Below are 25,571 nucleotides of genomic sequence, written 5' to 3' on the forward strand. Positions count from 1 at the left end.
CGGCATGGGAGTCTAATATGTCATTCCTTGTCATATTCATACTCTATAATGGAGGATAATGAACAAAAGGAGTGACAGAGCATGCAGCCTTTAGATGGAAAAGTGGCTTTGGTAGCGGGGGCGACACGCGGCGCCGGTCGAGGAATAGCGATCGAATTAGGCGCGGCGGGAGCGACCGTTTATGTGACCGGACGGACGACACGAGCGCAGCGTTCCGAGTACGGTCGTCCGGAAACCATTGAAGAAACCGCCGAACTTGTAAATGATGCGGGCGGCAGAGGGATAGCGGTTCAAGTGGATCATCTCGATCCCGATCAGGTTCAAGCTCTTATTGCACGTATCGAGAACGAACAGGGGCGACTGGACATCCTTGTCAACGACATATGGGGAGCGGAATATTTGGCACAGTGGAACGTGCCGGTATGGGAGCACTCCCTTGAAAAGGGATTTCGCATGCTTCGGCTTGCGATTGATACGCATATCATTACAAGCCACTTTGCATTGCCGCTGTTAATCCGAAACAAGAACGGACTGGTCATTGAAGTGACGGACGGCACGGCCGAATACAACGATAAAAATTACCGTTTGTCGCTGTTTTACGATCTGGCCAAGACGTCTGTCATTCGTATGGCGAAGTCTTTGGCTCACGAGCTTTCACCTTATCAATGTACCGCCGTAGCCGTGACTCCGGGATGGATGCGTTCTGAAATTATGCTGGATCACTATGGCGTCACGGAAGAAAACTGGCGCGATGCCGCTGTGAAGGAACCTCACTTCGTCATCTCGGAAACGCCGCGTTATGTCGGGCGCGCCGTTGCCGCTTTAGCCGGTGATCCGAAGGTCGCGCGATGGAACGGGCAGTCTGTATCAAGCGGTGAACTCGCACAAGTGTACGGTTTTTATGATCTTGACGGCTCGCAGCCGGACTGCTGGCGGTATCTCGCAGAAGTGGCGGAAGCAGGGAAACCGGCGACGCTTTCGGGTACCGTTAATCTTCAAGAAAACATAATACCAGCATACAATTGGAAGCCGCTTGGCCATTGAAATAAGACCAATACCGCTCGAGAAACATCTGCTTCTTCTCGTCTTGAGAAAAGCAGATGTTTTTGTATGCCAAACTCCTTATCCGTCGCAAAAGTTTCTTACGGGTAACTACATCACTTGAAAGTGCGTACTTCCTTTTTCGAAAGAGTGGACCTACAATAAACGATGTCACAGCAAGCCCCAAGATCGAAAGGCCGCAAGGCCGTCGTAAAAACAATCCGTAACCATTGAGGAGGAATGCATTCATGGAACTGCAATTGGCGTTGGATCTTGTAAATATACCGGAAGCGAAAGAACTGGTCAAAGAAGTCGAGGAGTATGTGGATATCGTAGAAATCGGTACGCCGGTCATTATCAACGAAGGTCTTCGAGCCGTAAAGGAAATCAAAGAAGCATTTCCGCATTTGAAAGTGCTGGCAGACCTGAAAGTGATGGACGCGGCTGGCTATGAGGTGATGAAAGCTTCGGAAGCCGGCGCGGATATCGTCACCATTCTCGGTGTAGCCGAGGACATGACGATCAAGGGCGCTGTGGAAGAAGCAAGAAAGCAGCAAAAGAAAATTCTCGTCGACATGATCGCGGTGAAAGATATCGAAGGACGAGCGAAGGAACTCGATGCGCTTGGCGTCGATTACATTTGCGTTCATACCGGTTATGATCTGCAAGCTGTCGGCAAAAATTCCTTCGAAGATTTGGCAACCATCAAGCGGGTCGTGAAACATGCCAAAACGGCTGTCGCCGGCGGCATCAAACTGGAGACGCTGCCTGAAGTCATCAAAGCACAACCGGACCTCGTCATTGTGGGCGGCGGCATTACCGGTCAAGAGGACAAAAAAGCGGTAGCAGCCGAAATGCACCGGTTGATCAAACAAGGGTAATGCAGTTATGCGGACGGTTCAATTTTTAGCCGAGGTGATTGAAGAACTGCACCGGAGTGCGGACTTCATCGCAGAGGACGAAGCTGAAAAGCTGGTCCATGCGATTCTGGAGTCCGAGAAAATCTTTGTGGCCGGTGCGGGCCGATCCGGTTTGATGATCCGGGCCTTCGCCATGCGGCTGATGCAAATGGGATTCGACGCTTACGTCGTAGGCGAAACGGTCACCCCCAACCTGGACAAAAACGACCTGCTCATCGTCGGGTCGGGTTCGGGCGAGACGAAAAGCTTGAGCTTCATGGCCGAGAAGGCGAAAAGCTTGGGCGCAGCGGTTGCCGTTGTGACGATCTTCCCGGAGTCAACGATCGGAAGATTGTCCGATATTGTGGTGAAAATGCCCGGCTCGCCCAAAGACAAGGCGGACGGAGAGTACAAAACGATACAGCCGATGGCTTCGCTGTTCGAACAAACCCTTTTGTTGTTCTTTGACTCCGTCATCTTGAAGCTGATGGAGAAAAAAGGGATCGAATCCGGCACGATGTTCGGAAGACACGCAAATCTGGAGTAAAGAAAACGATGACGTAGTCCTCACCTCATGCGTGGGGACTATGTTTTATATAAGGGAAAATGGAAGGAAAGGATGTGAAATCAAGATGGATTCCATGACTTTAATATTGTTCGGGGCCACCGGCGATTTGGCCAAACGCAAAATATTTCCCGCGCTGTTCAATTTGTTCGTAGAGCAAAAGCTGCCGCATCGTTTTTCGCTGATCGGATCGGGGCGGGAGCCGTTGACAGAGGGCGAATTCCGGAAGCATGTCGAGCTGGCGATACGCACCTTTTCAAGGCGCAGTCCGGAAGACCGCCCGCAGTTCGAAGCATTTCTGCGCAGCTTCCGTTATATCGCTCTGGATGTGACGAACAAAGCGGAATATAACAAACTGCTGACGCTGGTTCGGAAGCGGGAGCAGGAGCTCGGCATCACAGAGCAAAACCGGATGTACTATTTATCCGTCGCTCCGGAGTTTTTTGGCGTCATTGCCGAGAACATCAAAGAGAGCGGATTGGGCGGCGGCAAAGGCTGGAAGCGGCTTATCGTGGAGAAACCGTTCGGACACGACCTGCAATCGGCCAGAGCGCTGAACGAGCAGCTCAGCCGCGCCTTTGCAGAGGATGAAATTTACCGAATCGATCATTACTTGGGCAAGCCGATGGTGCAAAACCTGGAGACGCTCGTTTCGGCCAACCCTTTTCTTAAAGCGCTGTGGAACAATCAATTCATTGCGAACGTACAGATAACGGCGAGCGAAACCGTCGGAGTGGAAGAAAGGGCCGCTTATTACGATCGTGCCGGAGCTGTCCGCGATATGTTTCAGAACCATATGCTGCAGCTGCTGCTGATGACGGCTCTGCATACTACAACGCAGAAGACGGCAGGCGATATCCGCCGCCAGAAGAACCGGCTGCTGCAATCGCTCCGGCCGATCTCGAAAGAAAATGCGGCGAATGATGTAATTCGGGGGCAGTACGAGGCTGGGAAGATCGGGAATCAGGCCGTAGCGGGTTACCGGGAAGAACCCGGTGTCGATCCGGCTTCAACGACCGATACGTTCATGGCGGCCCGTCTGTGGATTGACGATCCGACGTGGGAGGGAGTCCCCTTCTATATTCGCACAGGCAAAAGAATGAAGGAAAAGTCGACGCGGATCGTCGTCCAGTTTAAGGACCCGCTGCGGGAATCGTCCGGGAACGCCGACATGAAGTCCGTACCGAACCTGCTAATCATTCAAATCAATCCGGATGAAAAAATTACGCTGCAGCTAAACGGCAAGAACCCGCTCAAAAACGGCCGTATTGAATCCGTCCATATGGATTTCTCGATGCTGACTGATCAATTGCCCGAAGCTTACGAGCTCTTGCTGTTCGATGCGCTGAAAGGCGACGCCACCTTTTTTGCCCAATGGGAAGAAGTGGAGCTCGCCTGGGAATGGATTCAGCCGGTGCTGGATGCGTTCGAAGAAAATCGTCTGCCGCTTCATCGTTACCGGGCGGGCTCGAATGGCCCGGCAGCGGCCGGCGCTTTGCTGGAGGAGCACGGATTTCATTGGTGGTTCGATGACGCTTCACAGGATCAACGATTACAGGAGGTTGCCGTCAAATGAACATCGGACTTATCGGGTTAGGCAAAATGGGATTTAATCTCGCACTCAATATGATCGATCATAAGCACGAAGTGACGGCGTACGATATCCATACGGATGCGGTCCGGAAGCTTGAAGCGTACGGCGCCCGAGGTGCCGCCAGCCCGGAGCAGCTCGTCCGCTCGCTGGAGACGCCGAGAGTCATTTGGATTATGGTTCCCCATGCCGTCGTGGATTCCGTGCTGGCGGAAATCACGCCGTTCTTGTCCGAAGGCGACATTGTCATCGAAGCGGGAAATTCGCATTATAAAGAATCGATCCGCAGATACAACGAGTTGAAGGAGGCCGGGATTCATTTTATGGATGTCGGCACCTCCGGCGGAACGGAAGGCGCCCGGCACGGAGCCTGCTATATGGTGGGCGGAGATCCGGAAGCCTGGCGTGTGGTGGAACCTGTTTTCCGCGATACGGCTGTGGAGAACGGATATCTTTATGCGGGCAGAGCCGGCAGCGGCCATTATTTGAAAATGGTTCACAACGGCATCGAATACGGCATGATGGCCGCGATCGGCGAAGGATTCGAGGTGCTGGAGAAAAGCGGATTCGAATTCGACTACGAGAAAGTGGCCCGCGTCTGGAATCACGGATCGGTCATTCGTTCGTGGCTGATGGAGCTGACGGAACGGGCTTTCTCCAAGGATGCGAAGCTGGACGACATTAAAGGCGTCATGCATTCGTCCGGCGAGGGCAAATGGACGGTCGAAGAAGCAATGGAGCTGCAAACGGCGACACCGGTCATTTCCATGTCCTTGTTGATGCGCTATCGGTCCCTGGAGCAAGACACGTTTACCGGCAAAGTCGTCGCGGCCTTGCGCAGCGAATTCGGCGGACATGCGGTGGAAAAGGCGTCGTCATCGAATAAATTGCCTTCCCTCGCGGCCAAGTAAAGAAAAGGGAAAATCGTTCCCGTTGCGTCCACCTTTCCTTACTTTTCTGATTGTATCTAATTTATATTTAGTTTATTATTTAAAGCAAGTGTATAAAATAAACTGAATGGAATGGATGCAGAAGGAGGGCCGAGGCCATGGCGACCGAGGTGAAGGAACGCATCAATCTGAAGGAAATTAATTGCGAAAAAGAATTAACGCTTGCCGTCATCGGAGGAAAGTGGAAATTAATTATACTGTGGCATCTGGGCATGGAAGGAACGAAACGGTTCAGCGAGCTGAAAAAGCTGATTCCCCATATCAGCCAAAAAATGTTGACGAACCAGCTCCGGGAATTGGAAGAGGATCAGTTGATCCGCCGGAAGGTGTATCCTGAAGTTCCGCCGCGGGTGGAATATTCTTTGGCGCCATATGGCGAGAGCTTGATGCCGGTGCTGAAGGCGATGTACGAATGGGGAAAAAATTACGGGGAAAACGTCATTTGGACGGACGGAAAACGAGAGTTCATGTGCTAATCCTTTAATATCGTTAAAAAAAAGCAGCTTCCGTTGAAGGAAGCTGCTTTTGCTTTTGAGCCGGCAATAAGCACGGTAGGCGCGTTTGCTCGAAATTCAACGCCTTTTTTGCGTTTCGGATAAGGAAAGGTGATGCAAATGACATGCAAGAGAGAGTTGGCAAGCTCGCAGCTTTTGGCCATTGAGCATGTTGCGCAGTACGCCAGAACCGAAAATCCGAAGCCCAAGCGGCCATGCATTTTCATCCCGATCGGCCCGTTGATTTGAACCGCAATCCGGAACTGTGGAGCGACAGAGGGGACTACGAAGAAATGCTTCAGGAATTAAAGTATATGTGGCATATTTTAGTTCGTTTTGGCCGCCCGTTTGCGCAAAAAGCAGGAACATTCCATACAGGTATCGAATATAATTAGTGATGTATACAATTGTATACAAAAAGAATTTGGGGTGATGGCGGTGGATCAAGATTTTCGGAAGAAACTATTTCGAGGGGCCAAAATCGAAGATGTCATTATGGAATTGGAGAAGCTGAGTCAGTTATGCGAAGAAAAAACCAAAAACAGTCAATCGTTGGAGAGACAACGTTTCTATGAAGGGATGGCTATCGCTTACACGACTGTTGCATTGAAATTAAAAGGGGAATTTGATTATATTGAACCCAAAGTCATTGACGAGCTGTACCATGCTGTAGAGAAAAACCTTACGAATACCGTCCATACCGAACACGTGGACACTTGTTCGTTTTGCCGCAGAAGCAAAGATGAAGTCGGAGAATTGGCCCTGGGACCGGGCGTTTCGATTTGCGGCGAATGCTTGAAATTCGGCGAAGAAGTCATCAAGGCGAACGCCCATAAAAGGTGACAAAAGCGGAAGCCGCGGTTTGAATTCCCTTGGGCGGAACTCATTCCGCGGCTTCCTTGTTCGGAACTTCCATCCCGAAAGCCCGGTCAAAGCTTCGATCCTCGTTTATACTCGTTGGGGCTAAGGCCGACCTCTTGTTTGAAAAGCTTTGAGAAATAGGAGTAGTTGGCGTATCCCACCTTTTTGGCCACTTCATATATCGACATCCGCGTCGACTCCAATAAATGCTTGGCAGCCGCGATGCGGACCTGAATAATATAGCTCCCCAACGAAACCCCGGTCTCTTTCTTGAACAGCCTGGCCAAATAATCCGGATTCAGATAGACGATTTCCGCCAGATGGTTTCGGGTCAAATCGTCCCCGCAATGCGTATGGATATACTGCTTGATTTGTTCGACGATCGATTTCGGCTGTTCGGCGAAGTCCCGGTACTCCATTGCGGTATTGACCAAATATTTGAGATACTCCTCCATATCCTCGACGGAATTCAAAGAGTGCGCCAGCAATTGATCGTTCATTCTGCCGGTATACAATTTATGCGCCTGTATCCCTTTCGTCTTGAGGAAGGAATACACAAGCTGCACGATATCCAATCGAAACAAGCTGAGGACCGATATGTCGAGCGCTTGATGATTTAAATTGGCTTTCAAATATTGGGTTGTCTCGTTCAGAAAAGCGTCTGGCCTGTTCTGGTTCAGCAGCTCTTCCAGACGCGACAAGTTCGGCGGCACGTAATCCGCTTTGTGATGACGGTTGAAGCTTTCCACGTAAAAGGTTTGATTGCGGCACTTCACGATTTCTTCATTCATATTCAGCAGCTGCTTGACGATCGGACTGATGTTTTCCAGTCTGCCGGGTAAGGCGATATTGCAGCAGGCGTCAGCTTTCAGGTACTGGTTCGCTTTCGGGATAAAAGCCGAACAAAGGTCGCCGAGCGTTTGGGACTCCGGCGAACAGCTCCATTTCAAGATGGCGACCCAGTTGTACGGTTTGTATTCCAGAATCGTTTCGATGGAGAAACCGGGGTTCTGGAACGACTCGTACAGCACATTGAGCAGCGCAAAATCGAAAAGGCCTTTATCCGCTTGGCCCAGGCTCCCGTTATACGGAAAAATATTGATGAGCAAAGGCTGAAAGGTATCCGTCATGCGATAGGGGAGATTTTGTTCTTCGATGGAATGCGCGATGTCGGCCAGCTTCATAGGGAACGAGATGCTCCCGTTGACCAGTTTTCTCCAGAAATGCTCGCGTATTTTCGCTTGATTTTTTTGCCAGAAGTACCCTTCCTGTATCGCTTTCTCGTTTTTCTGCTGTTCTTTGGCTCTTGCGACCGCTTTTTGGATAATGAGCATCAGCTTGTCGAACTCGATCGGTTTCAGAAAGTATTCGAAGCTTTGCAGTTCGATGGCTTTCTGCGCATAGTTGAAATCGGCGTAATTGGTCAGGAAGATGGCCTGGATGTTGTAATTCTCCTCCCGAATCCACGCCAGCAGCTCCAGTCCGCTCCCTTGCGGCATATCGATATCGGAAATCAGAATGTGCACAGGGTGATTCCGGATAATTTCCCGCGCCTGGGCGACGTTGTTAGCCGTAAACACCTCTTCGATATGCAGCGATTGCCAGTCAATTTTCTTTTCCAATGCGGTAACGACAAAGTAATCGTCATCGACAAGCAAGGCATTCATATGCCGCCCTCCAATCCTGTTCGATCTTCCGGGTGATCCGGCAGGTACAAGACGACGCATGCTCCTCCGCCTTCCCTGTTGGAGAAGCGGACTTGGGCTTTATTGTGATAAAGATGTTCCAGTCTTTGAATCGTATTCATAATGCCGATGCGCGTCCCTTCGGTCTGATCCAGCGGTTGCCCGTTCACCAGACTGTCCAGTACCGGCGGCGGAAAGCCGGGGCCGGTATCGGAAATCCGAATGACCGTCATCTCTTCGTCCTCTACGACCTGACGGGTTACGGTCAGCACAACCTGCACCTCATATTCCCGCGAAACCGCATATTTCATCGCATTTTCGATGAACGTCTGGAGTACGAGCGGGGGAATGCGCACATCCGCCGTTCGCTCCGCCTGCTCGATGCGATAATCGAACGCATTGCGGTAGCGCTGCTTCTGGATTTCGAGGTACGTTCTCACATGCTCGATTTCGTCCTCCAGTCTGACGAAATCTTGACCGTTCTGAAAGATATACCGGAAATATTTCGAAATCGACAGCGTCATGTTCTGGATTTCCGCGTGCATCTGCATTTGGGCCATACTGTAAATCGTTGTCAGGCAATTTAGAAAAAAGTGAGGCTTGATCTGTAATTTCATGTAATCCAGCTGAATTTTCTGCTTCTCCAGCTCGCGTTCGTAAAGATCGATCTTGATTTGTTTAATTTGCGTGACCAGATCGATAAACTGCCGGTTGGCTTTCTCGAGTTCGACCATTTTGCTGCTTTTGAAATCGATCGGTTCGCCGTCGTTCGTCAGGATGGCGAGGTTGTTGGAGAAGTTCTTGATCGGTTTCAGCACCTTTTTCTGAAAATACAGCATAATAAAGCACAGGTTGCAGGCGATAATGACGGCCAGAAGAACGACCAGCAGCTGGGCAATCATAATTTTTTCGAAGGCTCCGAATTGAATGACCAGCTTCACGTAGAAGGACGCGTTTGAAAACGCCCTGTTGACGGTCGTTCCGATATGCAAGCGATCCAGAAGCGACGACTTGTCCGGATCGTCCAGCAGCAGTTTGCCGTTATTGGATACCGGTCTGGTTACCCTTTCTCCTTTTTCATTCATTAAGGAGACGAAACCGTTTCCTCCCAGATTGATTTCACGCAAGGGGCGAATGAGATCATCCGCCGAAATCAGGCTGATCATATAACTGTCATAGTAAGGCACGATATTAATGATATAGTAACGGTTATGGAGGTCGATCGTCGTCCATTGGGAATAAAATTTTTCATAAATGATTTTTTCTTCCGCATAATCGGTAATCTGTTTTTTCAAAGCCTGGTATTCGGGAAACGACAAGTTCATCGGAGCGGAGTTTAACAGAAAATTTTTATTTCGCAAATAAATGAAGAAGTTGTACTCCCGTCCGAAGCTTTTCTGAAGCTCGGAAAAGCGTTTGTACAAGTTGCGCTGCGCTTTTATAAAATCCGCATCATTGGAGTCAACCGTTGAAGTCATGACCTCCACATCTTCGTCGTTGGCAAGCGTCCATCCCATAAAATGATTCAAATAGGAAAAGTTGTTGTTGATCCGGTTAATATACAGATCGGCCGCATCCTGCAAATACCGGGCGGATTGCTGTTGGACAAGGGCGATGGAAGCAAAACTGATGATTAAATCCAGAATTAAAGTGATGAACGAAATGAGGAGCAGCATTTTTACGTAGTGCTTGATGGAGTACATCTTGTTTTTTACAGTTTTGGACATTGGCCCTTGCAGGACTCCTTTTTAGCGCTTCTGGTGCTTCATGTCGTTTCAATTACTTAATTATAAAGCCGATGCGGGGAAAAACAAGACGATTCGGGCTTGCCTCGTCCGGAAGATCCGGAAAGGGCCAGGGAAGGTCCGGATTCGATCATGCAGCCTGCCTCCGGCATGGGCCGAAGCCTGTTTTCCCTGAAAAACGGGACGGCAAATGTCCGAATAGTGCTTGGAGAAGGTCCAAATCGCAATGCGATGCGCATTTATAATAAAAATTGTGCAAAGACACGGCAGAAAGATAGCAACGCGGAATTTGAAGGAGGGGAACTCTTGTTGCGAAGCGGTCAATCCGGCGTCGACATCCAACGCGCCTTTAGAAGGATCGGAAGGAACTGGGGCTTGTATCTGCTTTTGTTGCCGGCCGTCGTACTGCTCCTTCTCTTTACCTATATACCTATGTACGGCGTGATCATCGCATTTAAAGACTACAGCCCGGTATTAGGGATAACGGGGAGCCCATGGGCAGGCTTCAAGCACTTTGAAAAGTTTTTTAATTCTTATCAATTCGAATTAACGATTAAAAATACGCTGTACATCAGCCTTTACAGTTTTGCTACGTTTCCGATTCCGATCATCTTTGCGCTGCTCGTGAATCAGATGCGGCAAAACTGGTTCAGACGGTTCTTTCAGACCGTAACCTATATGCCGCATTTTATTTCCACCGTCGTTCTCGTCGGACTGATGCTGATTCTGCTCTCCCCGGGCAATGGTTTGATCGGAAACCTATTTCGATTGTTCGGGGCCGAAGCGCCTAACCTGATGGGCTCAGCCGGTTGGTTCAGCAGTGTGTACGTATGGTCCGATGTGTGGCAGCAGACGGGATGGAACAGCATTATCTTTCTTGCGGCACTGTCGGCGGTCGATCCGAGTTTGTACGAGGCGGCCAAGGTGGACGGCGCGAGCCGATGGCAAAATATTTGGAACATCGACCTTCCGATGCTGATGCCGACGGCCATTACCCTTCTTATCCTGCGGGTCGGGGGGCTGCTGGGCGTCGGATTTGAAAAAGCGTATCTGATGCAGAACAACCTGAACATTACGGGCAGCGAGGTTATTTCGACCTATGTGTACAAAGTCGGTCTGTTGAGCGCCCAGTACAGCTTCTCTTCGGCCGTCAACCTGTTCAACACCGTCATTAATTTCATCTTGCTGATCATGGTCAATCGGATATCCAGAAAGTACAGCGAACAAAGTCTTTGGTAACAGGAGGAGGGGGAATGTGTCGAGAACGGCAATCACGATGAAACGGTCTTCCGATTCCATCCTGGAAGTGCTGCTTTATATTTGGGCGGCAATCGTGCTCATCATAACCATATACCCGCTTTACTTTATCATCATCGCCTCTTTCAGCGATCCTTCCGCAGTCGGGAACGGGCAGGTTTGGTTTTTTCCCAAAGGCTTTACGCTCGACGGCTATAAGGAATTGCTGAATCACGCCAATATATGGATCGGCTACAAGAACACCATCCTGTATACGGCCGTCGGCACGGCAATCGGATTGGCTGTCAATCTTTCGGCGGCGTACGCGTTATCGAGAAAAGACCTGTTCGGCCGCAAAGCCATTACGCTGTTCTTTATCTTTACCATGTTTTTTAACGGCGGTCTCATTCCGACGTTTCTAACGATTCGCGACTTCGGTCTGTACGACACGTTTTTAGTGATGGTTTTGCCGTTTGCCGTCGGCGTCTTCGACATTATCGTGGCACGGACCTTTTTTCAGAACAGTATCCCTGCCGATTTATGGGAGGCTGCGCAAATCGACGGCTGCGGAAACCTTCGGTATTATCTGCTGATCGTTCTGCCGCTGTCGAAAGCGATCATTTCCGTGCTGGCGCTATGGATCGCAGTCGGCCATTGGAATTCTTATTTTAACGCGCTGATCTATTTGAACGATAAGGACCTGTATCCGCTGCAGCTCGTTTTGCGCAATATTTTGATCACCAATCAGATGCAGTCGAATATGGGAACCGGCGAAGCTGCGGAAATCGCCATGCGACTGGCCAATTTGCTGCGCTATTCGGTCATCATTATTTCGACGATCCCCATCATGTGCGTTTATCCGTTCGTACAAAAGTATTTCAATCAGGGGGTGATGATCGGCGCCGTGAAGCAATAAAGCAACGACCATGTAAATGAAATGGGAAAAAATTATTTTAGGGGGATATTGCCGTGGGGGAACATTCCAAAATCGTCATGAAAAAAGCGCTGATCAGCCTTCTCCTTATTTCTACGCTGGCCTTCGTCCTTGCGGGTTGCAAAAGCCCGGCCAAGGAATCCGCCGATTCCAATGCAGGCAGCGCATTCAATAAAGAGGGCTTGCCGCTCGTGAACGAACCGATTACGCTGGACGTATTGACGGTTCGCTGGGGAAACATGGGGGATAGCTTCAAGGAAAACACCTGGCTGCAGGAGCTGGAGAAAAAGACCAATGTCAAAATCAACTGGCAGGTCATGTCCTCCAACGACTGGGGAGAACAGAAATCCGTCATGCTGGCAAGCGGCAAACTTCCGGATGTCATTATCGGCAATTTGGCGTTCGGGGATGCGGATATTATCAACAATTTAAGTTACTTCCGCCCGCTGGATGAATACATCGAAGAATATATGCCCAATCTGAAAGCCGCGATGGAAGAAACGCCGGTGATGAGGAAAATCAGCACGTTCCCGGACGGCAAGATCTATTCTTTGCCCGCGAGGCTGCCGTCGCGTCCGAAATCGGCGCATCAACCCGTCATCAATAAAGTGTGGCTGGACAAATTGGGGCTGAAAGCTCCGACGAACATCGAGGAACTCTATACTGTGCTTAAAGCATTCAAAGAACAGGACCCGAACGGAAACGGAAAGCCGGACGAAATTCCGATCAGCAATACGGGAGATATCGAGATGGGGCTCCTCAGCTCCTTCGGCATCACCAACCTGCGGGTCAACAATATGATGATCAAGGACGGCAAGCCTGTCTACTTCCCGACTTCCGAGGAGTATAAGGAAGGGCTGAAGTGGGTGCATAAATTGTATGCGGAGGGCTTGATCGATCCGGAGTCCTTCACGCAGGACGGCACGATGCTGAGCGCGAAGCGGCAAAATCCGGATGCGCCGCTCATCGGATTCTCTTATCAATGGACGCCCGACGCCGTCTTCGGCAAATGGAGCGATCAATATGAAACGATTGCGCCCATTGCCGGTCCGGACGGAGAGCGCTATCAGGAGGGCGACCCGGACGGCTTAAGCTTCCGGCGCAACGAGGTGCTGATTACCACCTTCAACAAATATCCGGAAGTGACGGCCCGCTGGATCGATCAGTTCTATACCGGCGAAGCCAGCATTCAGAATTTCTGGGGCGCCATCGGCACCTCCATCGAGAAGAACGACGACGGCACTTACTCGCTGATGGCTCCGCCTGAGGGCACGAGCGCGGACGCATGGTATTGGGAAAAATCGCTTCGGGATTTCGGCCCCAAATATGTAAGTCCGAGCTTTGAGAAAAACATCAAGCTCGATCCGACGACCGGAGACGGACTGAAATTGGAGCTCGACAAGCTTGGCGCGGAATATGTGACGCAGCCGTTCCCGGAAGTGATGTATACGGAAGAAGAATACCAGCAATTCCCCACCCTGACTGTGGATATTAACAACTACATTGCCAGCACCCGTGCCCAATGGGTAACGAAAGGCGGCATTGACGAAAATTGGGACGCGTACGTGAACAAACTGAACGATATGGGTCTTCAGCAATTGATCAAGATCTATGAGGATGCGTATGATCGTTACATGAATGTAAAATAGGTATTCCCTGGGAAAAGTGGAATAACCAGCCCGGCTAGGGCTGGTTATTTCACTTTTTACGCCGACCCCCTCGTAAAACCGTATGGTTGAGTAAAATTTTCCGGTGCCGGCTGCCCATCATGACATGCCGCACGCGGTCATGGCAGCACCCCCATATTGAACATGGGTTGTCGAATCGAATATGATGGAGATAGTTTATGGGTAAGGAGATGCTCTTTTTGCGGAAAAAAGTCCTGGTCGCGCTCATCTGCATATGCGCCATTCTTTCTTATTTCACCTTCGTATCCGCGAAGAAAGCGTTTCGCTCCGACTGGCAGCCGCCTTCGTCTTCCGGGACGGAAGCGGCGCAATACCGTCTTGTCCTGATCACGCATGAACTGGAAACGCCGTTTTGGGACAGGGTGGCCGCCGGCGCGCTCGAACAAGCCCGCAAGGAAGGGGCGAGTCTTGAGGTGTGGGGCAGCTACGGCAACAATCAGGCCGAATTTCTCCGTTTATTTGAGGTCGCGATCTACTCCAAAGTGGACGGCATAATCGTGCAGGGGCTGGATACGGAAGAATTCGAAAATCTGACTAAAGTCAAAGCGGCTTTTTACGGAATCCCGGTCATTACCGTGGCCCATGACGTGCCGATGGAGAAGAGCCTTCGCAAAACTTATGTCGGTTCGGACCAGTACAAAGCCGGCAAAATGATCGCGGAGCAGCTGCTGTCAGACCTTGGCTCCAGGGCAAAGGTCATCCTGATGAGCGACAATTATCGGGAACATTACCAGCAGCAGCGGCTTAGCGGCATCCAGGATGTGCTCGCGGATGTGCCCGACGTTCAGACCGTATACGCGGAGACGCCGGAATCGTGGGAGCGGGTTGTGGCCACGACGCAGGAATTAATGAATCAGGTGCCGGATGCAAACGCCTTCATCGCGATCAACGCGAATATCGCGGAAGCGATGCTGCAGGAGATCGGCAGGCGATCGCGCATCGAGCCGTATCATATTTATTCGTTTGACGACAGTCCCCATTCGCAGACGCTGCTGGCGTCCGGCAAGCTGGACGGCATGATCCGGCAGTCGCCGGAGGAGATGGGGAAAGTGAGCGTCGAACGGATGATCGGCTGGCTGAGCGGCAAAACGGTGCCGCTGGATGCGGAAGGCTATTTTACCGGAATCGAAATGGTGAAAGCGGTCGAGGCGCCATGAACAGCATTCAGCAGAAAATCTGGCTGCTTGTCGCTGTCGTGATGTTTTTTATGGCCGCAATCTGGACAGCGCTTACTTATTACAACCAGCGCACCCAGCATCAATATAATGAAATTCTGCAGCGCTATTTGCAGCTTCACGAAGCGGCAAGCGCGAGCCAGAAGATCATTGTCGACATGAACAACTACCTGCTTGCGTCGACGGAAGCCAACAAGGCCAGCCTGGATCGGAGCAAAGCCGGCATACTGGAGGCCAGGAACGGCGTCATGGAGCTGCGCAATGCGCAGAACGATTTTACCTTGACCAACTATGTGAACCTGATTGACAGCCTCGTCGAGACCACCGATCGTTCGCTGCTGCTGCATGAGGAGCAGGATACCGTGGCCGCCGCACAGGTGTTTACCGAGGCCACCAGCATCTCCAACTATATCTCGGAGATGAGCCTGACGCTGCTCGATACCGAGCTGAAAACGTACGAACGTTTTTACCGCGACATCATCGCACAGTCGGAAGCGTTTAACCGGCTGGGTATTTGGGCGTTGCTCCTGATTACGTGTCTGCTGCTGCTCTTTACGTACTGGTTCTCGTCCGGCATTACGAGGCCGGTGAAAAAATTGACGCAAGCGGCCAACCGTCTGTCCAAAGGGCGGTTCGACCTGAAAATCGAGGTCGATTCCAAGGATGAAATCGCCTATCTCGCCCAGATGTTCGACCGCATGCGCATCAACATCAATAATTTGATTCAGGAAATCCAGGAAAAAGCGCAGCTCGAAAAAGAACTGCAGCAGAACCGGCTGCTGCTGCAGGAAAGCCGGCTGCTTAGTCTGCAGAGCCAGATCAATCCGCACTTTCTGTTCAACACCCTGGACACGCTATCCAAGAAGGCGTATCTGGAAGGCGCCGAAGAGACGAGCGACCTGCTGGTGAACGTGGCGGGACTGCTGCGCTACAACCTGAAGCGGCTGGACCGGAGCGTTACGCTGTATGACGAGGTGAACGTGCTGCGGCAATATGTGCAGATTCAGCGCACCCGATTTACCGACCGGCTGCGCTTCCATACGGAGATTGACGAGCGGTGCCTGTATGTGCAAATTCCGGGGCTTACGCTGCAGCCGATCGTCGAGAACGCGGTCATTCACGCCATTGAGCCGATGGAGGAAGGCGGAACGATCCGGTTCCGGGTCCGGGACGGCACAGAGCGGATCGTAATCGAGATCGAAGACGACGGGCCGGGGATGACGGAGGAGAAGATCAAGCAGATTCTGGAGGAAAAGACCGTCCCTTCCGAAGGACATTCGACGGGAATCGGCTTCGGCAACGTCGTCAAGCGGTTGCGGCTGTTTTACGGCCTGGAGGATGTGATCGATATTCAGAGTCCAGGGAGCGGCGGCACCAAAGTGATACTCAAAATTCCGAAAGCAAGGAGTGCCGAAAGTCATGATCAAAGTCTTGATCGTCGATGACGAACAGATTGAACGAGACGGGCTGCAGGCCATACTGCACAAAGGTTACCCGGAGCTGGTCATCAGGCAGGCCCAGAACGGTCGGATCGCGGTCGAGATGATGGAGGAATTCCGGCCTGACCTGGTCTTGATGGACATCAAGATGCCGGGCATGAACGGTCTGGAAGCCGTCGAGCGCATCAGCGCCGACTATCCGGAGACCAAGTTTGTCATGGTGACGGCCTACGACACCTTCGAATTCGCGCGGCAAGCGATTACGCTTGGCGTGAAAGACTACCTGCTCAAGCCGAGCAAAGCCAGCGAAATTATCGATACGGTCGGCAGAGTGCTGAATCAGATCGAAGCGGAGCGCCTGCTCGAGGAAGAGCGAAGGCAGCAGCAGGACAAGCTGCTCAAGGCGCTCCCGCTGGCGGAAACCGACGTGGTCACCCAGCTGCTGTTCGACCATGTGCATGAAGTCCATCTGGACGAGCTGGTCGGACTGCTGGACATCCAGCCATCGAACGAAACCTTCGTCATGCTGGTCATGCTGCCGCCCGATTCCGAACCGCTGTACGGCGCGATCAAGACAGCGGTCCGCCGTTTGGGCGCGATGTGGGTGGGTGCGCTGTACGGCCGTCAGCTGCCGATTATCGTATTCCGGGATCCGGAAAAATCGTACCGTTCGCAGGCGGTGACGCTGGCGCGCAGCATCTTGGCCGTGGCCGGAACCGGCGACCGCAGCGGCTGGTTTGTCGGCATCGGCAATGCGTACGATTCGCTGGAACAGATTCGCCAATCGTACCAGGAGGCGCTGATCGCCTCGGCGGACCTGACGCTGCCGGTCAAATACCGCTTTTATGCGGATGTGCCGGCCGTACAGGAGGTGCAGGACGGAGAGCATGCCAGACAGCAGGAGCGGCAGTTTCTCGACCATGTGCGGCTCGGCGAGTGGGAGGAGGTCCGCCGGATCGTTATGGATGTCATCCGGCATTGCGAGAATGAAGGCGCCAGTCTGCTGCAAGCGCAGCAGCGGGCGCTCGAGAAGCTGTGGATCGTATCGCGGGTGCTCAGCGAGATGGGGATGGAGACGCGGACGCCGTTGTTCTCCTTTCAGGCGCAGGATTACCGCCAATTGCGCGCCGAGACCGGTCTGCTCATCGACCGTTTGCGCCAGACGTATGCCGAGCGGCAAGAACGGATGGCGCCGGATACGATCCAGCGCATCAGGCAATATATTATGGATCATTCCCATGAGAACATCTCGCTCGAAATGATCGGCAAAATGGTCGATCTCAGCCCGTTCTATATCAGCAAGATGTTCAAAGACCAGCTTGGCGTCAACTATATCGATTTTTTGACGGAATGCCGCATTGAGAAAGCGAAGAAGATGATGCTTGCCGACCCGGACATCAGCTTGAAAGAAATCGCCTATGAAGTCGGGTATCACGATCCGAATTATTTCAGCAAGGTGTTCAAAAAAATGTGCGACGTATCGCCGACGGAATACCGCCGGATGCTTTTTGGCAAAAAAGCGTAGGTTCCGCCAGGCTGCGAAAAGGAGGGGGAGGATGAGACGAAAGCTTATCTGCGGAACGCTGGCCGGGCTGATATTGGTTGCGCTTGCGCTGGCTGCCTCGTGCCGGTCCGGCGGCAACGATTCGCAGGAGAGGCGGAACGAGGCGCGGACGCCAGACGAAAAGACGGAAGAAGGGAGATCCGTTACGGGGCCGGTCAAGATCGGCTTTGCGATGGATACGCTGATCGAGGAGCGATGGCCGCGAGACCGGGAGTTATTCCGGCAAGCGGTCGAGTCGCTCGGCGCGGAAGTGGAGATTACGGTGGCAAGCGGCGACGACGCGCTGCAAATCAAGCAAGCCGAGACGATGATCAGCGAGGGTGTCGATCTGCTCGTCATCGTACCGCACGATGCCGAAGCGACCGCCGCGATCGTCAAGAAAGCCCATGCGGCCGGCATCAAGGTGATGGCGTACGATCGTCTGGTGAAAAACGCCGAGATCGACTTTTATGTGTCGTTCGACAATGAGAAGGTCGGCGAATTGCAAGCGAAAGCGATTACCGCGTTGGTCCCAAAAGGAAGATATGTCTATATCGGCGGGGCAGAAACGGACTATAACGCCCATTTGATCAAAAAAGGGGTGTTCAAGGTGCTGCAGCCGCTCATTGACAGCGGCGACATTACGGTTGTGTATGACCAGTGGACAGCGGACTGGGTACCGACGAACGCGCAGACCAACATGGAGTCGGCGCTCAAGGCCAATCGCAACCGGATTGACGCGGTGATCGCCGCCAATGACGCGACCGCGGGCGGCGCCGTCGCGGCGCTTGCCGCGCATGGTTTGGCGGGCCGGATTCCGGTCGCCGGCCAGGACGCGGACTTGCCCGCCGCGCGGCGGATCGCCGAGGGGACCCAGACGATGACCGTGTACAAGCCGATCCGGACGCTGGCCGAAACGGCGGCCGGCCTTGCGGTCGCTATGGCGAGAGGCGAGCAGGTGGAGGCGGACCTCATGTTAAACAACGGCAAGATTGAAGTGCCTTCCGTTCTGTTGTCGCCGATTGCCGTGGACCGGAGCAATATCGAAGAGACCATTATTGCGGACGGTTTTCATAGCTGGGATGACGTGTTTCGGCAGGACCGACGCCCGTAATGTTGCGGCGGCTTAAGCCGGTTTGCCCTGGCGTCGGACAGCCCCCTTGCGCAGCAAACAGACTGCGAAAGGGGGCATTTTTGCATGTAAAAAAACAAAATATTACCATTCAATACAAATCGCTCCTCTTTTTCCCCCGCAACGGCAACAGCACGTCACCTTATAGTGGTAAATAAGATCATCGACTGATGCTGGAGGGGGCATGCATGAACAGAGGAAGACGAATTTCGCTTCGCATCAAATGGATGGCTCTCATTTCGGGGGCGGTATTGGTGTCGGTCCTGGGCTCGACACTGATGCTGTTTTACACGGCCAGGGCATCGCTGGAAGCCACGTTTTCCGAGGGCAATGCCGTCCAGGTTGAAAGCGCTGCCAGAGAGATCAGGGCGTGGACCGGAAAATACGAGCAAGCGGTGCGGCAGCTTGCCCGGTCAATTGAGTTTGCAAGCGTGCAAGCCGCCGATCCCGGCGCGGCGATCGGTCAGTTGCTGCAAGCGGCGCAGGAAGATGACGCGCTGCTTGCGAGTGTGTATTTTATCTCTGCCGCAACGGGACGCATGCAAGCTTCTTCCGGTTTCGCCGAAGCGGGCGATGCCCGGACGGAGGAGGTTTATCGGCTTGCCGCTGCGGGCGGCGGCGCCGTCTGGACCGATGTCCGCCGGCATGAACGGCACGGCCGGATGGTTATGTCCGTTGCCGCGCCGGTGCTGGTCGGCGGCGAACTGTACGGGATTGCCGGTTTCGACATCGATTTGCAGGCCATCGGCTCGCTGCGCAAGTCCAATGAACGGTTCGGGGGCAACAAACTGGTCATTTACGACAGCAGAGGGGTCATCATTTCATCGTTCATGGACGGACTCGATGGCCGGAACCTCGATCCGGCGGCAAGCGGGCAGATGGAGGACGCGCTGCCCGACCGGGAGCAGATGGCGGAGACGTTCGCATGGGTGAAAGAGATTGCGGAGGGCAAGCGGCGGGGCATTGGCTTTAGCTGGGAAGGCGTCGATTATAACGGTGAAGTCTCGTTCGTGTACGCTCTCGATTGGACGAGCGTGTCCTTTGTTGACAAGCAGGCGCTGCACAGCCAGTGGCGGACGTTTCTGGCCATCAGTTTCATCGCCGCTTTCGTCGGACTTTGCATCGGCGCATGCGCGGCGTACCGGATCGCTTCCCGTTTGCTGAAGACGATCGGGGAGATTCGCTCCGCCATTTCGCGGACGGCAGCCGGCGATCTGACGGCGGAAATCCGCTATAACGGCAACGATGAAATGGGCGAGCTGGCGGGCAGTTACAACGCCATGCTGGCCAGCGTCCGGGGGCTCATCACGAAAGTGCGCGGGAGCGTTCGGGAGGTTGAAGATACGGCCAAAGAAGTGAAGGCCACTGCGGAAGCGAACGAGGCTGCCGGGCGGGAGACGGCCGGTTCGACCGCGGAAATCGCCGCCGGGGCCGCTCACACTGCGGAGGAAGCGGAGAGAAGCTCCGCTGCCGTCGACAGGCTGAGCGGGGCGATCGGCGTCCTGATCGGGCAATCCCGCGAAGTGGAGGCGGCTATTGCGGCAACCGGCTCCCACATCGAGAACGGCCGGCGCCAGGCCGGGCAGCTCGAGGAGGTCTACACTTCGCTGGATCAGGCACTGGGACAAGTGACGGCGATCGCCGCCGATCTGAGCGAGAAATCGCGTTCCATCTCTTCGGTGACGAAAATCATTGCCGACATATCCGAGCAGACCAATCTGCTTTCCATCAACGCATCGATCGAAGCGGCGCGGGCCGGAGAACATGGCAGAGGCTTTGCCGCTGTGGCCAGCGAAGTCAGGAGACTTGCCGAGCAGGCCAAGCGCTCGTCGCAAAACATTCATCAGACGATCATGGAGATTTTGGCGCAGACCGGTCAGATGGTCGCGGTCGTCCAGGAGACCAACGCTGTGAACCAAACGCAGAAACAAGCCGTCGCGCAAGTCAGTCAGGCCATGCGCAGCATGCATGAGGCGCTGGAGAGGATGCTGCGCATGATCGAGCAGGAAGTCGCAGCGATTGCCGGCGTTGAGGGGCTGAGGGACGCGGTGGTGGCGTCCACGCAAAATATTTTGGCGGTGTGCGAGCAGACCACAGCCAGGACGGAGGCGATCGCCTCATCGACGGAAGCGCAGATCGGCGCGGTTCGGGCGGCTTCCGAGCAGGCGGGCCGGCTGGAAGCGGCCGTTGCCGAACTGCGGCAGGCGGTATCGCGGTTCAGAGTGGACGGTGATTCTGCCGGACTGTAAAAAAGTATAGCAAAAATTAAAAGAGTCCAGCTATGAAGCGCTTTCGGCGGCTCCAGCCTGCAGTATAGTGAGATTGTAAAAGACAAACAAGCAGCGATATGAAAGGGGTAACAAAATGAAAAAGAGATCGAAATGGCTATCGCTCGGACTTGTGCTGACGCTCTTTACGGCCGTTTTGTCCGCTTGCAGCGGCGGAGGAGGAGGAGAAGTGAGCGTCGGGATTGTGCTGCCGACCAAGGACGAGCCGAGGTGGGTGCAGGACGAGCAGCGTTTCAAAGAGGCGCTGGAAGGAACGAAATACACGACGGAAATTTTGTTCAGCCAGGGCTCCTCGGCCAAAGAAAAGGAAAATGTCGAGACGCTGATCAACAAAGGCATCGACGTACTGATCATTACGCCGCATGACGGTGATGCAGCGGCAGCCGCAGCGGAAGCGGCCAAGAAAGAAGGCATTACGGTCATTGCCTACGACCGGCTCATCACCAACACGGACGCGGTTGACTACTTCGTAACGTTTGACAGCTTTGCGGTAGGCGCGGCTCAAGGCCAGTACCTGATCGACAACGCAGGCGGCTCCGGCGTTCCGTTGTACCTGTATGCGGGCGCCGCTTCCGACAACAACGCGTTCCTGTTCTTCGAGGGCGCATGGAGCGTGCTGCAGCCGAAAATCGCCGACGGCACGTTCGTCATCGCCAACTCCAGCGAAGCGGAGGCGTTGAAGGACAAAGCGAAGCTTACCCGCGACGAAATGAGCAAGATCATCGGCCAAGTGACGACGAACTGGGACGCGAACGAAGCGAAAAACAAGGCGCAAACGCATCTGACTGCCGCAAGCGCAAACTTGAAAGGCGATGTTGCCATTCTTGCGCCGAACGACGGCACCGCCCGCTCGATCGCGGACGTCTTCGCCGCCGACAGCGCCATTACGAACTATGTCATTACCGGCCAAGACGCGGAGAAGGCCTCCATTCAATACATCATTGACGGCAAACAGTCGATGACGGTGTTCAAGGATGTCCGCACGCTCGTGAAAGACGCGATGGGCATGGCCGTGGAGATTCTCGACGGCAAGACGCCGGAGACGACCGGCTCCTACAACAACGGCAAGATTGACGTGAAAGCCAAACAAACGGATGTCATCGTCGTAGACAAAAACAACGTGAAGGCGGAGCTGATCGACTCGGGCTACTACGAAGCCGGCGAATTTACCGGTCTGGAATAACCAGCCGGCATCATGGACGCGGAATTGCGGCCGATCCGATCGGACCGCAGTTCCGCAATTAGTCGTTTGGGGCAAAGGAGGCAGCATGGTGAACGACTGCATGCTGGAGATGCGCAATATCTCCAAGGAATTTACAGGGGTCAAGGCGCTCGAGAACGTAAACTTCAAGGTGGGGCGAGGCGAGATCCATTGTCTGATCGGCGAGAACGGCGCAGGCAAATCGACCTTGATGAAAGTGCTCAGCGGTGTTTATCCGTACGGCACATACAGCGGCGATATCGTGTTTGAAGGGCAGGTCCAGCAGTTTCACAAAATCAGCGACAGCGTCAAGGCGGGGATTGTCATTATTTATCAGGAATTGGCGCTGTTCCCCGATTTGACGGTGTACGAAAACATTTTCGTCGGCAACGAGGTCAGACGCGGCAGCATAATTGACTGGAACCGGACGATCACCCAGGCCAAGCAGATGCTGGACAAAGTCGGGCTGAATGTGAATCCGGATACGCTGATCAAAGATCTGGGCGTCGGCAAGCAGCAACTGGTCGAAATCGCCAAAGCGCTCAGCAAAAATGTCAAGCTGCTTATTCTGGACGAGCCGACGGCCGCGCTGAACGAGAACGACAGCGAAAATCTGCTGAACCTGCTGCGGGAATTGAAGAAGCAGGGCATCACCTGCATCATGATTTCGCACAAGCTGAAGGAAGTCATCTCCATCGCCGACAAGGCGACCGTCATCCGCGACGGGCGCACGATCTGCACGCTGGACGCCGCCAAAGGCGAAATATCCGAGAGCGTCATTATCAAGCATATGGTCGGCCGCGAAATCGACGATATTTATCCGAAGCGGGCAAACCAGACGTTCGGCGCCAACGTGCTGGAGCTGCGCAACTGGTCGGCATACGACGCGCAGCTGGGGCGGCAAGTGCTCAAAAACGTCAATCTCCACGTCCGCAAAGGCGAGATTGTCGGCATCGCGGGGCTGATGGGTTCGGGAAGAACGGAACTGGCTCTAAGCCTGTTCGGCAACGCGAAGAACTACAAAGTGCAAGGGGAGCTTATCTTTGACGGTAAGCCGCGGTCGTTCAAGCATACGAGCGAGGCCATCCGCGCAGGCTTGGCCTATGTGACGGAGGACCGCAAGGGCGACGGGCTGTTTCTGGCCCAGGACATCAAGCAGAATGTCACGGCCGCCAATCTGAAGGGCGTGTCGGCCAAAGGCGTCATCAACGGCAACGAAGAAATCAAGATCGCCAATGACTACAAGGAATCGCTGTACATCAAGGCGCCTTCGGTCGAACAGATCGTCGGCAACCTGAGCGGGGGCAACCAGCAAAAGGTGTCGCTCGGCAAATGGCTGTTCGTCGGTCCGAAGCTGCTCATTCTGGACGAGCCGACACGCGGCATCGACGTAGGGGCCAAATTCGAAATTTACACCATCATGAACAAGTTGATCGCCAGCGGCATGAGCATCATCATGATTTCGTCGGAACTCGGCGAAGTGCTCGGAATGAGCGACCGCGTGTATGTCATGGCGGAAGGCGAGATCAAGGGCGAGCTGCCCATCAGCGAGGCCAGCCAGGAAAAAATAATGGAACTGGCGACACAATAGGAGGTTCATCATGAATTTCGTGACGGAAGTAAGAACGCTAGTCAAAGAAAATATCCGCGACTATGGCATGTATATCGCGCTGTTTGTCATTATGCTGACGTTTACGATCCTGACGGACGGCCTGTTCATGTCTTCGCGCAATATCAGCAACCTGCTGGACGCCACCGGCTATATTGCGGTGCTGGCCGTCGGTATGACCCTTGTCATCGTCATCCGGCATATCGACCTGTCCGTCGGTTTTGCGGCCGGTTTCCTGGGGGCGATCGCCGCCATATTGCTGACGCAGTTCGGCGTGCCGGTCTATTTCACCATTCCGATCATCCTCGCGCTCGGGGTTGTCATCGGCCTGTTCAACGGCGCGCTTGTGGCGTCCATCGGCATTCCCTCCTTCGTCGCTTCGCTGGCCGGGATGCTGATTTTCCGCGGCGCGCTGCTGCAAGTGACGGAGAAGACCGGCACGATCATCATCAAGGACAAGTATTTCAACGCCATTGGCAACGGCTATATTCCCTCGATCATGGAAGTGAACGGGCTGCAGCTGCTTTCCCTGATCATCGGGCTGCTGTGCATTGTGCTGTACATGTATAGCGAAATCTCCGCGCGCCGCAACAAAATCAAATACAACTTCGAAGTGGTGTCCAAAGGGGTATTCGCGCTCAAGCTGGTGTTCATCTCCGCCATTATTGCGTATATTACCTGGATTCTGGCCGGCTACAACGGCTTTTCGTGGACCGTTATCATTATGCTGGCCGTCGTCGCCGGCTATCACTTCCTGACGACCAAGACGGTGCTGGGGCGGCATATTTATGCGGTCGGCAGCAATCCGGACGCGGCGCATCTTTCCGGGATCAACGTCAAGAAGATCACCTACATCGTGTTCTGCTCGATGGGCTTTTTGTCGGCGCTGTCGGGCATTCTGTTCACCTCTCGGCTGCAGTCGGCGACGACTACGGCGGGCACGCTGTTCGAGCTTGACGCTATCGCGGCCGCTTATGTCGGCGGGGTATCCTCCGCAGGCGGAGTGGGCAAGGTAACGGGCGCGATCATCGGCGCCATCGTCATGGCGTCGCTGTCGAGCGGCATGAACCTGCTCGGCGTCGGCATTTCCTATCAGTACATGATCCGCGGCGGCGTGCTCGCGCTGGCGGTAATCTTCGACGTGATGACGCGCAAGAAGTGGAAATAACGGCATACGCGGTATTAACAATCAGCCTCAATCAGCCTCCGGCCGTCCGGCCGGGGGTTTTTGCGCTGAAGCCGTCAGTACGAATGGATGCCGCCGAACTTTTTTGACTTATTCAAACAGAATCTCTATAATGAAATTTGCTTATCCATTGTCATGAATGAGAGGTATAAAAATGCATTACATCAGACTGCGTTTCCCGATTTGAACGGAAAAATTGAATACGTTCAACGGCTCTGTTCGGATAAACAGAGTAAACGGGATCAGTCTGCCCATTTTTCATCCTCATCTTCCTTTGAATAGACAGCACATGCAGAAGAAGAAAGGCGG

At 53.5% G+C, this 25,571-nt stretch carries 21 protein-coding genes and 1 pseudogene; 19 read left to right on the plus strand and 3 right to left on the minus strand.

The annotated features are described in order from the left end of the window. Positions 1-81: 81 nt before the first annotated feature. From ABEV74_RS10035 to ABEV74_RS10060, 6 genes are all read left to right on the plus strand, one after another. Positions 82-1,044 carry an SDR family oxidoreductase gene (locus ABEV74_RS10035; RefSeq protein ID WP_430145670.1) on the plus strand — a complete coding sequence of 321 codons (963 nt, stop codon included), beginning with the start codon at positions 82-84 and terminating at the stop codon, positions 1,042-1,044. 245 nt (positions 1,045-1,289) lie between these two features. Further along, entirely contained in the window at positions 1,290-1,922 is a 633-nt protein-coding gene (hxlA, locus tag ABEV74_RS10040; protein ID WP_062490602.1) for a 3-hexulose-6-phosphate synthase, read from the plus strand. Between the two features lie 7 nt (positions 1,923-1,929). After that, positions 1,930-2,487 carry a 6-phospho-3-hexuloisomerase gene (gene hxlB / locus ABEV74_RS10045; RefSeq protein ID WP_062490603.1) on the plus strand — a complete coding sequence of 186 codons (558 nt, stop codon included), beginning with the start codon at positions 1,930-1,932 and terminating at the stop codon, positions 2,485-2,487. Between the two features lie 85 nt (positions 2,488-2,572). After that, positions 2,573-4,081: a glucose-6-phosphate dehydrogenase gene (gene zwf / locus ABEV74_RS10050; protein WP_430145674.1), complete on the plus strand. Its 1,509-nt coding sequence runs from the start codon at positions 2,573-2,575 to the stop codon at positions 4,079-4,081. Further along, the gene (gene gnd, locus ABEV74_RS10055; protein WP_430145675.1) at positions 4,078-5,007 is read left to right on the plus strand and encodes a phosphogluconate dehydrogenase (NAD(+)-dependent, decarboxylating); all 930 of its coding nucleotides are present in this window, start codon (positions 4,078-4,080) and stop codon (positions 5,005-5,007) included. Before zwf ends, gnd begins: the two co-directional genes overlap by 4 nt. Before the next feature lie 137 nt (positions 5,008-5,144). Further along, a complete protein-coding gene (locus tag ABEV74_RS10060; RefSeq protein WP_062490607.1) occupies positions 5,145-5,522 on the plus strand; it encodes a winged helix-turn-helix transcriptional regulator in 378 nt (125 codons plus the stop codon). On the opposite strand, the gene ABEV74_RS10065 is transcribed toward ABEV74_RS10060, so the two are convergent. After that, positions 5,519-5,767, minus strand: a complete 249-nt coding sequence (locus ABEV74_RS10065; protein WP_430145805.1) for a hypothetical protein — start codon at positions 5,765-5,767, stop codon at positions 5,519-5,521. The two genes, ABEV74_RS10060 and ABEV74_RS10065, sit on opposite strands and share 4 nt — an antisense overlap. 12 nt (positions 5,768-5,779) lie before the next feature. On the opposite strand from ABEV74_RS10065, the pseudogene ABEV74_RS10070 reads away from it, so the two are divergent. Further along, positions 5,780-5,935, plus strand: a pseudogene (locus ABEV74_RS10070) (DUF3626 domain-containing protein); the annotation flags it as partial. Between the two features lie 43 nt (positions 5,936-5,978). Then, positions 5,979-6,383: a ClpX C4-type zinc finger protein gene (locus tag ABEV74_RS10075; protein ID WP_062496491.1), complete on the plus strand. Its 405-nt coding sequence runs from the start codon at positions 5,979-5,981 to the stop codon at positions 6,381-6,383. 86 nt (positions 6,384-6,469) lie between these two features. Here the strand turns inward: ABEV74_RS10075 and ABEV74_RS10080 are convergent, their stop codons facing one another. Both ABEV74_RS10080 and ABEV74_RS10085 read right to left on the minus strand, forming a co-directional pair. After that, positions 6,470-8,068, minus strand: a complete 1,599-nt coding sequence (locus ABEV74_RS10080; RefSeq protein WP_430145678.1) for a response regulator transcription factor — start codon at positions 8,066-8,068, stop codon at positions 6,470-6,472. Continuing rightward, complete coding sequence (locus ABEV74_RS10085) at positions 8,065-9,813, minus strand: sensor histidine kinase (protein WP_430145680.1); 1,749 nt, start codon at positions 9,811-9,813, stop codon at positions 8,065-8,067. Before ABEV74_RS10085 ends, ABEV74_RS10080 begins: the two co-directional genes overlap by 4 nt. A 393-nt stretch (positions 9,814-10,206) precedes the next feature. Here ABEV74_RS10085 and ABEV74_RS10090 point away from each other — a divergent pair, with 393 nt between their 5' ends. From ABEV74_RS10090 to ABEV74_RS10140, 11 genes are all read left to right on the plus strand, one after another. Next, entirely contained in the window at positions 10,207-11,070 is an 864-nt protein-coding gene (locus tag ABEV74_RS10090; protein WP_430145682.1) for an ABC transporter permease, read from the plus strand. A 37-nt stretch (positions 11,071-11,107) separates the two neighbouring features. Beyond that, positions 11,108-11,983 carry a carbohydrate ABC transporter permease gene (locus ABEV74_RS10095; RefSeq protein ID WP_062496493.1) on the plus strand — a complete coding sequence of 292 codons (876 nt, stop codon included), beginning with the start codon at positions 11,108-11,110 and terminating at the stop codon, positions 11,981-11,983. 77 nt (positions 11,984-12,060) lie between these two features. Next, a complete protein-coding gene (locus ABEV74_RS10100) occupies positions 12,061-13,650 on the plus strand; it encodes an extracellular solute-binding protein (RefSeq protein WP_062496494.1) in 1,590 nt (529 codons plus the stop codon). Between the two features lie 218 nt (positions 13,651-13,868). Next, a complete protein-coding gene (locus ABEV74_RS10105) occupies positions 13,869-14,846 on the plus strand; it encodes a sugar ABC transporter substrate-binding protein (protein ID WP_430145685.1) in 978 nt (325 codons plus the stop codon). Further along, positions 14,843-16,309, plus strand: a complete 1,467-nt coding sequence (locus ABEV74_RS10110; protein ID WP_430145688.1) for a sensor histidine kinase — start codon at positions 14,843-14,845, stop codon at positions 16,307-16,309. The genes ABEV74_RS10105 and ABEV74_RS10110 overlap by 4 nt, the downstream gene beginning before the upstream one ends. Continuing rightward, positions 16,284-17,828, plus strand: coding sequence for a response regulator (locus ABEV74_RS10115; RefSeq protein ID WP_430145691.1), 1,545 nt, complete (start codon positions 16,284-16,286; stop codon positions 17,826-17,828). Before ABEV74_RS10110 ends, ABEV74_RS10115 begins: the two co-directional genes overlap by 26 nt. Positions 17,829-17,859: 31 nt before the next feature. Then, positions 17,860-18,960, plus strand: coding sequence for a D-xylose ABC transporter substrate-binding protein (xylF, locus tag ABEV74_RS10120; protein ID WP_430145694.1), 1,101 nt, complete (start codon positions 17,860-17,862; stop codon positions 18,958-18,960). Between the two features lie 206 nt (positions 18,961-19,166). After that, complete coding sequence (locus tag ABEV74_RS10125; protein WP_430145697.1) at positions 19,167-21,227, plus strand: methyl-accepting chemotaxis protein; 2,061 nt, start codon at positions 19,167-19,169, stop codon at positions 21,225-21,227. Positions 21,228-21,342: 115 nt separating this feature from the next. Next, positions 21,343-22,449, plus strand: a complete 1,107-nt coding sequence (locus ABEV74_RS10130; protein ID WP_430145700.1) for a sugar ABC transporter substrate-binding protein — start codon at positions 21,343-21,345, stop codon at positions 22,447-22,449. 85 nt (positions 22,450-22,534) lie between these two features. Next, a complete protein-coding gene (locus ABEV74_RS10135) occupies positions 22,535-24,058 on the plus strand; it encodes an ATP-binding cassette domain-containing protein (RefSeq protein ID WP_430145702.1) in 1,524 nt (507 codons plus the stop codon). Between the two features lie 10 nt (positions 24,059-24,068). Further along, positions 24,069-25,244, plus strand: a complete 1,176-nt coding sequence (locus tag ABEV74_RS10140) for a sugar ABC transporter permease (protein ID WP_430145705.1) — start codon at positions 24,069-24,071, stop codon at positions 25,242-25,244. The last annotated feature ends 327 nt before the right edge of the window (positions 25,245-25,571 follow it).

This window comes from Paenibacillus cisolokensis (assembly GCF_050481165.1).
GTDB lineage: Bacteria > Bacillota > Bacilli > Paenibacillales > Paenibacillaceae > Paenibacillus_AH > Paenibacillus_AH cisolokensis.